Here is a 14,707-nt window from a genome sequence, read left to right as displayed (position 1 = left end):
AGGATTTGAGTCGAAAAATCGATCGAATTTTTGATTTCTACCCGATGTCTAGTATGGCACTACGAAGACAGATGAAAACAATCGATCGGCTCGCGATTGCTGGGGAACGAACGGGTGGGTGCTGTCGCGAGCGGGGAATCTTGAAATCGCTGCACGTTGTTTATACGTGAGGCTCGCCATTTTGGGAAAAATTAACAATGGCAATATATACGGATTTTTCACCCCATCTCTCAATCCAGACTGATTTTCATATCCGTGTCAACCGCATAACAATTCACCCACGAGGGGTAAATTGTTTCAGTAAAATCACGGTTTTTTTGAGAGATTTTCCGGTATACTAAGACTACAATTTTTCCTCAATCTGTACGATCGCGTAGGTCAATAAGTTCTCTCCCTTGCGATTGCCAGGAAAATTCAGGTGTAACCGTTTTGCAATGTTGGTTGTTGGGCATCAGTTGACAAAACTGAACGAGATCCATCAAGCCATTCTCGTGTTTCTTGAGTTGTTAGACAGTCGTGAAACGCCCGCGAAAATTGCTTGGTTTTCAAGCCCCAGATTTAGTGTGACGACTCGATTGACTCTTGAGATCTAGACGGTTTCCGATGATGGATCGACGCTGCGATCCCACACCCAAAACCATTCCCCGTTCCCCTTGACAGGTGGCCCACAACTCATACCGCCTCACCAATGGTTGTTAGAATTCGCACTCACGATCGCGCAACTTCCACCCAATATGGAGAAAAATTTGGTGTCAGCCAGTTTGACCGGTTTATTCGAGCGATTCACCCCTCGCATTTTTGGGAGTTTTACAGGGCGGGCGATCGTCAATACCGCGATCGTTTTCGTCGCCATCCTGATGGGAAACCCCCCATCCGTCGAACAAAATCTCGAGCCCGGATGGAGGGCGTCCCTCGTCCGTCTCGGCACGACCCTCGCCGTCGCGACCATCGCCAGCCTTTGCACGTCTTGGATCGCTCGCCAAACCCACATCCCAAGGGAAACTGGGAAAAAAGCCCAACGACCCGGTAGAGAAGGAGAAGGGGAAAAACCTCCCCCAGAAAACACCGACGAAGGTCCGGTCATCCAAGAAACGTCCTCCCCACAGTTCGATCGAGTGTTACTCGATACCATTCGCGCCATCGAAAATGCCCCAGATTTCGAGAGCGCGCTGGAAACAACCCTCGTGCAAATTTGCCAAAGTGCCGGGTGGGACTATGGGGAAGTTTGGGTTCCCAGTGCCGACGGCCAAGCCCTGCAAAACCATCCCGCTCGTTATATTCGACCCGATGCACCGGTTCCCGAAGCCCTGGCAGAATTTCGTCAGTACAGCGAAGGGCTGACCTTTTTACCCTCAGAAGGATTGCCCGGACAAGTTTGGACCCACCGGAAAGCCGAGTGGATCGAAAATCTAGCCACCGAACCCAGTCGAGTTTACTTACGAGAACCCCTAGCGCGACAATGCGGATTCAAAGCGGTTTTGGGGATTCCCCTGTTTGCCGCTCCGTTCGAGGGGGGCAACGATTCTCGAGGAAGCGTACTAGCGATCGCCCTTTTCTTTATTCTCAGACCTCGCCCGAGCGATCGGCATTGGGTGAGGTTTTGGTCGGCTGCCAGCCCTCATTTCGGGGAGATCGTCGCCCAAAAATCCCTCCACGCCGAGTTCCAAGCCTACTTGGCTGCCACGACCGATGTCATGTTCGTCATCGATGCTCAGGGATACTGTCTGAAAATCGCCCCAACCCAGACGGCTCAAACCTACCAAGCGGCTCATGGTGAAGTGGGTCGTTCGTTACAAGACATTTTCGATGCCGAACGGGCTCGAACTTTTATCGGTTATATCTGGCAAGCCTTAAGAACCAAAGAAACCGTTCGCGTCGAGTATTCTTTGACGGTTCCGGCCGTTGCGCGAGCAGAACCAAGCCAGAATGTCATTTGGTTTTCCGCCGCAATTTCCCCCATTACCGAGGATGCTGTCATTTGGATCGCGCGGGATATCACCGAGTGCAAGCGGGTGGAACGGACCCTCCAAGAACAGCAAACCTACCTGCGCCTCGTCCTCGATAATATTCCCCAGCAAGTGTTTTGGAAAGATACGAATCTCGTCTTTCGCGGGTGCAATAAAAACTGGGCATCTTCCGCCCATTTAGAACGCGCGGAAGATGCAGTGGGCCAAACCGATTACGATTTACTACCCAGTCGAGAAATTGCCGACTTCTTTCGCGCGCGAGACCGCCAAACCATCGAAAGCAATACCCCTCAATTACACGCGATTATCTCCAAACAGCGACCGGGTGAGGATGGGAAAGCGATCTGGCTGGATGTGAGCCGAATTCCCATGCACGATGCCGAGGGGAATACCATCGGCGTCATTGGCGTTGTCGAAGATATTACCCAGCGCAAAGAAGCCGAAGAAGCTCTCCGGCGCGAACAGGTCAAATCCGAGCGCTTGTTGCTGAATGTTTTACCCCGAGAAATTGCCGCGCGCCTGAAAGAAGAAGAAGGAGCGATAGCCTCTGCCGTAGACGAGGCGACGGTATTATTTGCCGATATCGTTGGGTTTACCTCCCTGTCCGATCGCCTGTCGGCAACGGAATTGGTGGATTTACTCAACCAAATTTTTTCCGAGTTCGATCGCCTCGCCGAAATCCACGGTCTCGAAAAAATCAAAACCATCGGCGATGCTTATATGGTGGCTGGCGGGATTCCCCTTCCCCATCCCAACAGTACCGCCGCCATCGCTCAGATGGCTTTGGATATGCAACGGGCGATCGCTCGCTTCAAGACCGATCGCCAAGAAGCCTTTCAAATTCGGATCGGCATCAATACCGGTCCCGTAGTCGCGGGGGTGATTGGCATTAAAAAGTTTATTTACGATTTGTGGGGGGATACGGTAAATGTTGCCAGTCGGATGGAATCGACGGGGGTCCCGGGTGGAATTCAAGTCACAGAATCGACTTACGAAAAACTCAAAACACAATATCGATTTGAAAGCCGAGGACCGATTGAAATTAAAGGGAAAGGACAGATGAAAACTTACTGGTTAGTGGAATAATCTCCAATGGGGTGAAAGATTTAAGATCGGTGGCGAAGCGCTGGGTGGATACGGGACAAGATCGTTGAAGATCGGAGCTAGGGCGATCGCCAAACTCCGATCGCTCATCCCAATGCAAGCCAAAGGCGATTGAAAAAATTTAAACGACATGAGAATCTCGTCATTTTACGGATTCTTTTTAAAGATTTACCGAAGAAATACATAAATCCGGCACGGGGCGACGATAGTTGAATGGTCATGATTCTCGCGATTGTCACGATCGTCGAGTCATCGCCAAAGATTAATGAAAGCAGTTAATTTGAACGGAAAAACTGGGGTGAATCGGAAAACCGCAAGGCTAAACTGGAACCAGAGGAGAAACAAACACTCCGATCGATATGAAGACTTCATCGGAAGACAGCAACGGTCTATCAGTCCGGAAAACCCAAGCCTTAAGCTCGGTGCAGTTCAAACTTTGTCCTCTCGAAGCCCAAATTTTTCTTTCAGTTCCCTTCTAAATCGATCGTGAATCAAGAATGTTTGAAAGGTCAGATCCTGATCGTTGACGATAATCCTCAGAACCGACGTTTGTTAGAGCGAATGCTCGTGAAGAAAGGGTATGAGGTCGAAAGTGCCCCCGACGGCTTCAAAGGACTCGAACTGGCAAACTCGACGAAGCCCGATTTGATTTTACTCGATGTAAATATGCCGATGATGGATGGGTTTGAAATGTGTCAAAAACTCAAATCCAACTCTAACACCCGGCAAATTCCCGTCATTTTTGTGAGCGCTCTGAGTGAGGCGATCGATAAAGTTAAAGGTTTCAACGTCGGCGGTGCGGACTATATTACAAAACCGTTTCAATTTGAAGATGTCTTTGTCCGAGTCGAGCACCAAGTGACATTAAGTCGGCTGCAAACGCGACTGACTCAGCAAAACCAACTCCTGCAACGAGAAATTGAACGGCGGCAGTGGATGGATGCGCTGCTGGCCGGACAAAATCAAATTTTAGAACTGATTGCCAGAGGGACGGAAATCGATCGCATTTTCGGCGCGATCGCCCGATTTGTCGAAGAGCGATCGCAAGAGGGGTTATGTTCGATTTCGATTCTGCAACCAGCGACCAAACGCCTGTATCGTAGCATTGCCCCCAGCCTGCCAGAGGCTTTCAACCAGGCACTCGAAGGGTTGGAAATCGGACCGATGGCGGCGGCGTGCGGGACGGCCGCTCACAGCAAACAAACGGTGATGACCGACGATATTGCCAGCGATCCCCGTTGGGCGAACTACAAAGAGATTGCCCTAGCGCGGGGTTTGAAGGCCTGCTGTTCTCGACCGATTCTCACGGAACCTGGGGAAGTGCTCGGGACGATTGCCATGTACTACTCGCAATCGAGGTATCCCAGTTCTCGAGATCGAGATTTGATGGCCACAGCGGTGTATTTAGCCAAAGTTGCCCTAGAACGCCACCGCGCCCAACAAAATTATCGAGCCATTTTTGAAGTCTCCTACGATGGCATGATGCTCTACGACACGCAACTGCAAAAAGCCATCGAAGTCAACCCGCAACTGTGCGAACTCTATGGCTTGAGTGCTGACAGAATGCTCCACGTGGGCTTGCGTTTTCTCGGTATCGGGACGACCTCGGACAATCGGCGCACCCTGAAAAAATGGATTCAAAAAGCCAGGCAGGGTCAAACCCAAAAATTTGAATGGGTCGGCAAACATACATCCGGGCGTTGGTTTTGGACGGAGGTGATTCTCAAACCCATTTCTCTGGTGGGTCAACAGCGACTATTGGCGATCGTGCGCGATATTACCGAACGCAAAAATACTCTCAACGCCCTCCAAAAAGCCAAAGAAGCGGCCGAGTCGGCCAATCGATCGAAAAGTCAATTTCTCGCCAATATGAGTCACGAATTGCGTACCCCCCTGAATGCGATTCTCGGCTTTACCCAGGTAATGACTCGCGATTCTACGCTCAACGCCCAACAGCAAGACCACTTGAGAATTATCAACCGCAGTGGCGAACATCTCCTCGGCTTAATTAATGACGTGCTGGAAATGTCGAAAATTGAGGCCGGACGACAGTCCTTCAATCCCAGTCGATTCGATCTGCACTCGGAAATTGAAACCTTAGTAGAAATGTTGCAGCTCAAAGCCCGTACGAAGACCTTGGAACTGATTTGCGACCCGGCAACCGACCTCCCTCGATACATCGAAACCGATGAAGGCAAATTGCGGCAAGTTCTGGTCAACTTAGTCGGCAACGCCATTAAATTTACCGAGACCGGCAGCGTCACCCTGCGGGTGTGTCCCATTCCCGATGTCGAGCAAAAGCTCGAGCGTTCCGATAAACAACTGATTCAGTTTGAAATTGAAGACACCGGACCCGGCATCGACCCCAATGAAATGCATTACTTGTTTGAAGCCTTCGGACAAACGGCACTGGGTCAGAAATCTCAAGAGGGGACCGGTTTGGGTTTGCCCATCAGCCAGCAGTTCGTGCAATTGATGGGAGGAGAAATTCAAGTCGAAAGCGATGTGGGTCGGGGGACGACTTTTCGCTTTGCCATTCCCGTCACCCTCACCACATCGAGAGAGGTACCGGAACGAGCTGCGACCCGTCAAGTCATCGGTTTGGCGGCTAACCAACCCACCTACCGCATTTTAGCGGTGGACGATCGCGCGGCAAATCGGAAACTGTTGGTTCAACTACTCACCCCCCTCGGATTTCAAGTACGAGAAGCCGCGAACGGAGAAGAAGCCCTACAAGTGTGGGAAGAATGGGAACCCCATCTGATTTGGATGGATATTCGGATGCCGGTGATGGATGGCTATCAAGCCTCTCAGAAAATTCGCGCCCACATCAAAGGTCAGGCAACGGTAATTATTGCCTTAACCGCTAGTGCCTTTGAGGAAAATCGCTCTCTGGTTTTATCGGTTGGGTGCGATGACTTCGTGCGCAAGCCGTTCGAGGAGAAAATTCTCTATGAAAAAATGGTCCAACACCTCGGCGTTCAATTTCTCTACGCTGACGACAGTCGAGCGAACTCACCATCACCCCCAATTGAGGAAGCAGTCTCAATTGGCATTTTGCAAAGTCATCTCGAACAAATGCCCAGAAACTGGATCGACCAACTCTATCAAGCGGCTACCCAGGTAGATGCTCAACTGGTGCTCGATTTACTCCCTCAGGTTCCCCCCGATCGAGAAATTTTGGCAAAAACCTTAGCAGAGTGGGTGGAGAACTTCCGTTTCGATCGGGCGATCGAACTGACTCAGCCGTTACTCGAAGAAAATTGATGTATGGGGAATGGGGAATGGGAGATCGAGCGGTCATCGGAAACCGTCTAAATCTCAATCGTCAATCGAGGGGCAACACTAAATCTGGGGCTTGACAAACGAGAAATTTTCGCGGGCGTTTCACCAATGCCCTACACCCCACACCCTACTGCAACGCGACAGAAATAACGACCCAGCTTTAAACCGCCCAAAGCTATATACAGTAAGAATTTTTAATGCGCGCATTTTGCGTGCATCGCGAGCGGCGTCGGCTTGAGTCCCGTTCAACTTTTCAAGACGCATTTTTAATTCTGCGTAGCAGCACTACACCCCACACCCTACACCCCACACCAGAATCTGCTTAACCCCAGTGGAGAACCGGGGTATAATGGAGAGCATTTGAGATCGACACTTACCTCCTATCGCGATCGTGGAACTTTCTTGCAAAAGTGAATATGCCATGTTGGCTCTGCTGGCACTCACCACCCATTACCACCGAGGCGAACCCCGACAGATTCGGCAAATTGCCACTGACCAGAATATTCCCGATCGATACTTAGAACAGTTACTCGCCACCCTCAGACGCGGCGGTTTAGTGCGATCGGAACGGGGGGCTAAAGGTGGCTACCTACTCGCCCGCGAACCCTGGAAGATTACCCTCCTCGAAGTCATTGAATGTATTGAAGGTTTAAAAACGCGATCGGGGGCCACCAAATCCAGTCCAAAAACCCTAGAAAGCGCGATCGTTCGCGAGATGTGGCAAGAAGTACGCCAAACGACCCATTCCGTCCTAAAAAAATATACCTTGCAAGATCTTAAAGACCAACGGGATGCTCGGCAGCAACTCGATATTATGTATTACATCTAATCTCGGACGTCCGCTCTCGAGTTGTCCAGCCGTCGCCACCCAGGCATACCCCAAAGCGATTCCAGCACGATTATCCCGATCGAAATCCCATTACGATTATGAAAATTGCTCATAATATTACCGAACTCGTCGGCCACACCCCTCTAGTCCAACTCAATCACATCCCCAAAGCAGAAGGTTGCGTGGCGCGCATCCTTGTCAAACTCGAAGGCATGAATCCCTCCTCCTCCGTCAAAGATCGGATTGGGGTGAATATGGTCAATGCCGCAGAACGGGAAGGTACCATTGCCCCCGGTCAAACCGTCCTCGTCGAACCCACATCGGGAAACACCGGGATTGCCTTGGCCATGGTAGCGGCGGCGAGGGGATACAAACTCATTCTTACCATGCCCGATACCATGAGTATGGAACGTCGGTGCATGCTGCAAGCCTACGGCGCGCAATTGGAACTGACTCCGGGAGTTGAGGGAATGCGAGGGGCGATTTCTCGCGCTCAGGAGATCGTGGAGAATACCCCCAACGCCTATATGTTGCAACAGTTCCGCAACCCAGCCAACCCCCATATTCATCGAGAAGCCACCGCCCAGGAAATTTGGGACGATACAGACGGTCAGGTGGATATTCTGATTGCGGGGGTGGGAACCGGAGGCACGATTACCGGCACGGCCCAAGTCCTCAAACGCCAAAAACCCAGCTTTCAAGCCATTGCCGTCGAACCCGCAAATAGTCCCATTCTTTCGGGCGGCAATCCGGGTCCTCACAAAATTCAGGGGATCGGTGCGGGTTTCGTGCCCCACGTGCTCGATGTGGATTCGATCGATGAAGTGGTGACGGTGACCGATGAAGATGCGATCGCCTACGGTCGCCGTCTGGCGAGGGAAGAAGGATTGCTATCGGGAATTTCCACCGGTGCTGCCTTATGTGCTGCCGTTCGGGTGGCTCAACGACCGGAAAATGACGGTAAACTGATCGTAATGATTCAGCCGAGTTTCGGCGAGCGATATTTGAGTACGCCCCTATTCCAAGATCCCCAACTCACCGCTCAAACTGCGACTTAACATCTCACGGCAAACCCCGACAACCCCAATTTCAAACCCACCGGCGGCGATGGAGGATCTCAATCATTACGATGTCCTGAAAGTCAGTCCCACGGCGACTCAGGCAGAAATTAAACAGGCCTATCGCCGTTTGGTGAAGCAATATCACCCCGATCGCAACCGAGAAGAACCCGGAACCGATCGCATCGTTCGCATTAACGCCGCTTACGAGGTGTTGGGCGATCGCGATTCCCGTCAATCTTACGATCGCGCTCGCGAAGAACGCCCGTCGCGGCGTACTCAGTCGGAACGCGCAACAGCGGCTTACCACCAATATCGCAGTTCCCGTCGCGCCGGTGCCAATGCCGACGCGCAAGTTCAGCAATGGTTATCTCGCATCTACCATCCCATCGATGCCAGCCTCGATCGCATTTTGCATTCCCTCAACGATCGAATCGAAGACCTCTCTGCCGATCCCTTTGACGACGAACTCATGGAAGCGTTTTGCGACTATATCCGCGATTGCCGCCATCTGTTGCACAACGCTGAAAAAGCCTTTCGTTCTCTCCCCAATCCCGCTTCCTTAGCAGGAGTCGCCGCTGATTTGTACTACTGTCTCAACCAACTCGGCGACGGCATCGAAGAGTTAGAAAGCTTTACCCTCAACTACGACGATCGCCACTTGCATACCGGTCAAGAATTGTTTCGGATTGCGGCCCGATTGCAAGAGGATGCTCAAGCGGGTTTGGGGAACCTATTCTAACGTCAGTTTGGGATCAGACTGTTTCGGGTGAGGGTGGGGGTTGGGTGTCGGGTGTGTAGGGAATAGAAAACCATCATTGTCAATTCTGGTGAGTCAGAATTGGAGTATTCGATCTCACAAAGCGCTTTTCTCCCATCGCGATTGCCTGCCCCGATCCATCGATTGTGGTTATTCAACCAGATTCGAGACTACATGGGCGATCGCCGTCCCGGAGTTGGATAAGACGCTGGCCGAGAACGCCGGCGTCCCCCTTGAGAATCTCGTAATTGTTGGGCGATATCGATGAAAATATCTCGACGCACGCAGGGATAGTCCCCCACCCATAAATCGCGACTGGGAATGTAAATATCGCCAATATCGGCAATGTAGCTTAAATCTGGTTGAGACGACATGACGATCGTCTGCACTACCATTCCCCGTTTGATGTATTGATGGTGGCGCTTGAGGGGAACTTGAATGCTGGTGGCAAAACCGGTTCGATCGCCAATTTCGAGATTTAGCCGGCGTTCTCGGTTTTCGACGATCACCAATTCTCCGCGCTGGTTTGCCGTTTCCTCCGTCCCCAGCAACTCTTCAGTCACATAGACATCTAAAACTTTCCCCTGCCAAAACCCACTGTATTTGTACTGACGGTATTTAGAATTGCGCATCCCGGCTTTCGCGATCGGTATCCACAGCCAGTAGAGGGCAGCAACAATCCCTAGCATCAATTGGAGGGCAGGGGAGAGAAATCCTCCGATCAGGGCGATCGCCGCCACGGCAACCACGGAGATCAGTAACTGTTTGAGGAAATCCTGAAACTTGCCCCAACAGTACAGATATTGACCGCCGGTGGCATATAGGGGAACGAGTTCTTCAAATTTAGGGCGAGTTAAGGGAACGAGTGCCATGGGAGACGATCGGGTGCGCGGCTTGACGGCTAACGATTAGTGTAGCGGATATTCCGGACTCCCGGCGTAACCGGGGCAGTTCTCAGAACCAATCGCTAGCACGAGGGAAATCGAGAAGATTTAGGCTTTTGGATATTCAGATGTCAACATTCGTCAGATAATAAAAGTTTGTGTCGTTCAGAAAAAAAGTAAATTCATGGGTCGTGCTAAGAAAGCGGTGCTTGCCTATTCCGGTGGAGTCGATACCACAGTCTGCATTCCTTACCTGAAAAAAGAGTGGGGCGTGGAAGAAGTGATTGCCCTAGCCGCAGATTTGGGGCAGGGAGACGAACTCGATCCGATTCGGGAAAAAGCTCTCAAATCCGGAGCAAGTCAATCTTTGGTTGCAGATGCGACCGAAACGTTTATTACAGATTACGCTTTTCCAGCAATCCAGGCGAATGCGATCTATGAAAATCGCTACCCTCTGTCTACAGCCTTAGCCCGTCCGTTAATTGCTCGGTTGCTGGTGGAGGCGGCAGCGGAATACGGTGCCGATGCAGTAGCCCACGGCTGCACCGGCAAAGGTAACGATCAGGTGCGGTTCGACGTTGCCATTGCCGCCCTCAACCCCGATTTGAAAGTGCTCACCCCCGCGCGGGAATGGGGGATGAGTCGGGAAGAAACCATTGCCTACGGGGAAAATTTTGGCATTCCCTCCCCGGTGAAGAAATCCTCTCCCTACAGTATCGATCGCAACCTCCTCGGACGCAGTATCGAAGCGGGTCCCCTCGAAGATCCCTGGACGGAACCCCTCGAAGAAGTCTTCGTGATGACGAGTGCGATTGCCGATACTCCAGACGAACCGGAGTACGTGGAAATTGGCTTTGAGAAAGGGATTCCGTCCCACCTCAACGGTGCAGCGCTTTCCCCCGTAGAATTGGTAACGCAACTCAACGAACTCGCCGGTCGCCACGGTGTCGGACGGGTGGATATGGTGGAAAATCGCTTAGTGGGGATTAAGTCGCGGGAAATCTACGAAGCCCCGGCCCTTTCAGTTCTCATTCACGCCCACCGCGATTTGGAAAGCCTGACCCTGACGAAGGATGTGACCCAGTACAAGCGGGGCATTGAAGAAACCTACAGCCAGTTGGTGTACAACGGCCTCTGGTACAGTCCCCTCAAAAATGCTCTCGATGGCTTCATCCAACAAACCCAGGAACGAGTTTCGGGAACGGTACGGGTGAAATTGCTCAAAGGCAATGCCTCCATTGTGGGACGCAAGTCAGCAAATACCTTGTACTCCGATGATTTAGCCACCTACGGCGCGAACGACGAGTTCGACCACAAAGCCGCAGAGGGCTTCATCTACGTCTGGGGCTTACCCACCCGAATTTGGTCTCAGAAAACCCGAGGCTAAGCGCGAATCCTGAATTCGGAATTCAGAATTCGGAAGGGGGAAAATTTGCAGGTGGGGAGTGTGAATTTTTAATTTTGCGGAAAGTGAGCGGTGTCGGTTTCCGTCCCGTTCAACTTTCCAAGACGAATTTTTAATTCTCTTCCCCACCTCCCCCGGCCCCCAAACCTCTTACCCACTAAAGGTACTCTCGATTGAGATAGGCAAAAAGCGGTTCGTGCATCCAGTCTTGCCATAACGAACTCGTTAAACGAGGAAGGGCAGAAGGAGTGGGTTCTGGCTTGATGGGGATTTCTCGACTCCAATCAGTCAAATCCCGTTGGAGTAAATCGCTCAAACGTTCTACTTCTGGGGCGAACTTCCGTTGCAAGCTTCGATGCAGTTCGGGGTCGAGAGGCGATCGAGGTGCAGCGTAAGTGTTCCAAGCTCTAGCCGTTTGAGAAAACTGCGACCACCAAGCCTCTTTGAATTTCGGGCAGAACGGCACGGATCTCCCCAATCGATCTAAGCAGGAGGGGGGAAAGCGCAGAAATCTTTGTAAGGCAGCACTGCGAACTCGCTTGTTGGCATTCATTTTGGTGAAGTTCGGACGAAAGTTAGCAGAAACGCCTAAGAATTCGAGCGTTTGTTGATAAACTTTGGCGGTGTTGGCTTTAAAGTCGTCAAAAATAATCACGCGAACTCGATCGCGACCAAACACTTCAAAATACCGTTCGATTTGTTCGGTAAATTTCACCACATCGCTGTAAAACAATCCTTCGGGTCTCATGCATTGTTTTGGCATTCGCTTGCCATTGCGTCGATCGCCTTCCGCTTCTAATGCTTCTTGAAAATCGAAAATATTTTCGCTCGATCCGTTTACCATTCGCTGGCTATGGAGGGAATGCAGCAAAGAGACGGGTTCTCTGAGCATAACAATGATTTTCGAGTTAGAATTAAATTGAGCGATTTCTCGAGATGCTTGTTTGGAAAACAGATACCAAGTACTGCCTTCACCACACATTTTCTCCGAACGATTTTGAAAGAAACTCAAGTACTCGTCTTCGTTTTTGGCTTTTTTATTGCCCGTTAGATCGCGACCGAAATAATGAATTTCTTTAGCGGGAGGAATAAAAACCTCTGGATGTTGTCCTAAATAATGGCAAAGCGAAGTTGTGCCGCACTTGGGTGCGCCAACGATAAAGAAGTTGGGTATTCTCATGTGAGGAGGCTAAAATTTGCTACGTGCTACTACCGTGACGAGTCTGAATCAATCAAGTCACGACACCCAGAATTAAATCTCGGGGGATTTTATTCAAATAGACATGAAATCAAGTAATAATCGGAATCTAAACAAGATTGAGTGACTTTTCTCTTTTGTTTTAGATAAAGCTTGCAAGTGAAGATCGATCTTGTGAAAAAGTTTTTGATGCTAGAAGTCTTTAACTTTTTCGATTCTGCCTGATTCTGATGGTGTAGATACAACTCGGTGCTTTGTAGATGCTTGAATAAACCCTATTCCGATGCTTGCGTATCATCACTTCGATCGCCATCTCGATCGAATTCAAGCGTTGTGCACCTTTGTGAGATATAGCTTTGCGAGTCCGCTTTGTTGTTCTCGCTTTACTCTATTGAGTGATAGTACTGAATTGTAATCGCAAATTGCTACGAACGTTCAGTTTCTTTACGGAATCTATACGTTTAACAACCCGGATTTTGAAGCGAAAAACATGTAAAAGTCTTGTGCTATTTAGGAATTCATAAGTTTAGGTTAAAGTATTAAGCCGTTTAAATAAAATTTAACTCATAGATAGTATTGATTTGAGATTGTCCGTGACACTAATCACAGGTAACGTGCGATCGTTACGGACACCACTCAAGAGAATAAAAGTCAATATAAAAGCGATGGGGGTCTTCGCGAAAAACGGTGGCGGGTGTCCGTACCCGGACGAGCCATCAATACCGCCAGATCAGTTAGGATGCAAATCACCGTAGGCCGGGTGGAAAAGACCTGGAGTTCATTACATCGTCCCACATTGTCTTAACCACCCTGGCAGTTGCGATCCATTCTTTTTGCGCACATCCCTTACGAAACAGAAGATGTTGCGAGTACCGAACCCTCAACTCGATCGCCCGTTAAGCTAAACGCACGGGTTTCGCGAATCTTCACCGAGACTAATTTTCCTTTGAGTTCCTCAATATCACCGGCAAAAAACGTCAGATGGTTACCTTGGGTACGCCCCATCACCTGAGCGGGATTTTTCGGGTTTTGCGCTTCCACGAGAACCTCTTCCACCCGACCCAGGTAACGCCCGCAACATTCGGCCGCAGCGGTCGCAACCACGTGATTCAAGCGTTGCAGGCGATCGACTTTCACCTCTTCGCTAATTTGGTGATCCCACAAGGCGGCTGGGGTCCCCGGACGGGGGGAATACGCAGCGGTATTGACCCGATCGAATCCAATCTCTTCCACCAATTTGAGGGTATTCTCGAACTGTTCCTCCGTCTCCCCCGGAAAACCGACGATCGCATCGGCACTCACCGAAGCCTGGGGCATATAGCGACGAATGGTGTCGATAATCCGGCGGTATTTCTGGTGGGTGTATCCCCGCGCCATGGCTTTGAGGAGATCGTTATCCCCGGACTGGAAGGGGATGTGAAAATGTTCGCAGACTTTGGGTAACTCCGCGCACGCCCGAATCAGACGTTCGGTGAAATAGCGGGGGTGGCTCGTGGCAAAGCGAATTCGCTCGATACCTTCCACATCATGTATGTAGTAGAGCAAATCTGTCAGGGTATGCTTGTGCCGTCCCTCAGATGTGCTTCCGGGTAAATCCCGACCGTAGGCATCGATATTTTGCCCGAGCAGAGTGACTTCTTTATATCCCGATCGTCCGAGGGTTTCAATTTCCGATCGAATCGCCTCGGGGGTTCGCGACTGTTCCGTACCCCGCACCCCGGGAACCACGCAGTAGGTACAGCGTTCGTTGCAACCGTAAATGACGTTCACCCACCCCGTCACCTGGCTGTCGCGCCGGGGCTGGGTAATATCTTCCATAATATGGATGGCCTCGGTCGCCACGACTTGGTTACCATCGAAGACGCGATCGAGTAAATCTTCCAAACGGTTGGCGTGTTGGGGCCCCATCACCAAATCCAATTCTGGCACTCGCCGCAAAAGCGCCTCTCCTTCCTGTTGGGCGACACAACCGGCCACCACCAAGGTCAGATCCGGTTTGTCGTGCTTTCGTTTGGCCTGTCTGCCCAAATAGGAATAGACTTTTTGCTCCGCATTATCGCGGATGGTACAGGTGTTGTAGAGAACTAAATCCGCACCGTTGGGATCGTCCGAGGGCTCGTAATTCATGCCTTCGAGAATACCTGCCATGCGCTCGGAATCCGCTTTATTCATTTGGCAGCCAAAGGTAACGATATGATATTTACGGCTCATCGGTAG

Annotated in this window: 9 protein-coding genes; 6 read left to right on the top strand and 3 right to left on the bottom strand. The window is 50.8% G+C overall.

The features are described 5' to 3' along the window. The first annotated feature begins 653 nt into the window (after positions 1 to 653). From AC2215_RS01280 to AC2215_RS01260, 5 genes are all read left to right on the top strand, one after another. Positions 654 to 3,053: an adenylate/guanylate cyclase domain-containing protein gene (locus tag AC2215_RS01280; protein ID WP_486808136.1), complete on the top strand. Its 2,400-nt coding sequence runs from the start codon at positions 654 to 656 to the stop codon at positions 3,051 to 3,053. A gap of 504 nt (positions 3,054 to 3,557) precedes the next feature. Continuing rightward, on the top strand, positions 3,558 to 6,338 hold the full coding sequence (locus AC2215_RS01275; protein ID WP_486808135.1) for a response regulator: 2,781 nt from the start codon (positions 3,558 to 3,560) through the stop codon (positions 6,336 to 6,338). A 406-nt stretch (positions 6,339 to 6,744) separates the two neighbouring features. Beyond that, a complete protein-coding gene (locus AC2215_RS01270) occupies positions 6,745 to 7,185 on the top strand; it encodes an RrF2 family transcriptional regulator (RefSeq protein WP_486808150.1) in 441 nt (146 codons plus the stop codon). A 98-nt stretch (positions 7,186 to 7,283) separates the two neighbouring features. After that, on the top strand, positions 7,284 to 8,243 hold the full coding sequence (gene cysK / locus AC2215_RS01265; protein ID WP_486808134.1) for a cysteine synthase A: 960 nt from the start codon (positions 7,284 to 7,286) through the stop codon (positions 8,241 to 8,243). Between the two features lie 49 nt (positions 8,244 to 8,292). Continuing rightward, positions 8,293 to 8,985: a J domain-containing protein gene (locus AC2215_RS01260; RefSeq protein ID WP_486808133.1), complete on the top strand. Its 693-nt coding sequence runs from the start codon at positions 8,293 to 8,295 to the stop codon at positions 8,983 to 8,985. A 188-nt stretch (positions 8,986 to 9,173) separates the two neighbouring features. Here the strand turns inward: AC2215_RS01260 and AC2215_RS01255 are convergent, their stop codons facing one another. Continuing rightward, complete coding sequence (locus tag AC2215_RS01255) at positions 9,174 to 9,875, bottom strand: phosphate ABC transporter permease (RefSeq protein WP_486808132.1); 702 nt, start codon at positions 9,873 to 9,875, stop codon at positions 9,174 to 9,176. 196 nt (positions 9,876 to 10,071) lie between these two features. Between AC2215_RS01255 and AC2215_RS01250 the strand changes: the two genes are divergently transcribed. Continuing rightward, on the top strand, positions 10,072 to 11,274 hold the full coding sequence (locus tag AC2215_RS01250) for an argininosuccinate synthase (protein WP_486808131.1): 1,203 nt from the start codon (positions 10,072 to 10,074) through the stop codon (positions 11,272 to 11,274). A 175-nt stretch (positions 11,275 to 11,449) separates the two neighbouring features. Here AC2215_RS01250 and AC2215_RS01245 read toward each other — a convergent pair whose 3' ends face one another. Both AC2215_RS01245 and miaB read right to left on the bottom strand, forming a co-directional pair. Beyond that, positions 11,450 to 12,472 (bottom strand): sulfotransferase domain-containing protein, encoded by a 1,023-nt coding sequence (locus tag AC2215_RS01245; RefSeq protein WP_486808130.1) that lies wholly within the window; start codon positions 12,470 to 12,472, stop codon positions 11,450 to 11,452. Between the two features lie 864 nt (positions 12,473 to 13,336). Beyond that, positions 13,337 to 14,701, bottom strand: coding sequence for a tRNA (N6-isopentenyl adenosine(37)-C2)-methylthiotransferase MiaB (miaB, locus tag AC2215_RS01240; RefSeq protein WP_486808129.1), 1,365 nt, complete (start codon positions 14,699 to 14,701; stop codon positions 13,337 to 13,339). Between the last annotated feature and the right edge of the window lie 6 nt (positions 14,702 to 14,707).

The sequence above is a fragment of the Zarconia sp. genome, from assembly GCF_057467645.1.
The sequence above is the reverse complement of the archived record's forward strand: the minus strand, read 5'-3'. Positions and strand labels throughout refer to the sequence as shown.

Bases quoted from the DNA above. Each gene is read 5' to 3' on its own strand.
- cysK (WP_486808134.1), top strand. From the start codon at position 7,284: ATGAAAATTGCTCATAATATTACCGAACTCGTCGGCCACACCCCTCTA.
- AC2215_RS01260 (WP_486808133.1), top strand. From the start codon at position 8,293: ATGGAGGATCTCAATCATTACGATGTCCTGAAAGTCAGTCCCACGGCG.
- AC2215_RS01255 (WP_486808132.1), bottom strand. From the start codon at position 9,875: ATGGCACTCGTTCCCTTAACTCGCCCTAAATTTGAAGAACTCGTTCCC.
- AC2215_RS01250 (WP_486808131.1), top strand. From the start codon at position 10,072: ATGGGTCGTGCTAAGAAAGCGGTGCTTGCCTATTCCGGTGGAGTCGAT.
- AC2215_RS01245 (WP_486808130.1), bottom strand. From the start codon at position 12,472: ATGAGAATACCCAACTTCTTTATCGTTGGCGCACCCAAGTGCGGCACA.
- miaB (WP_486808129.1), bottom strand. From the start codon at position 14,701: ATGAGCCGTAAATATCATATCGTTACCTTTGGCTGCCAAATGAATAAA.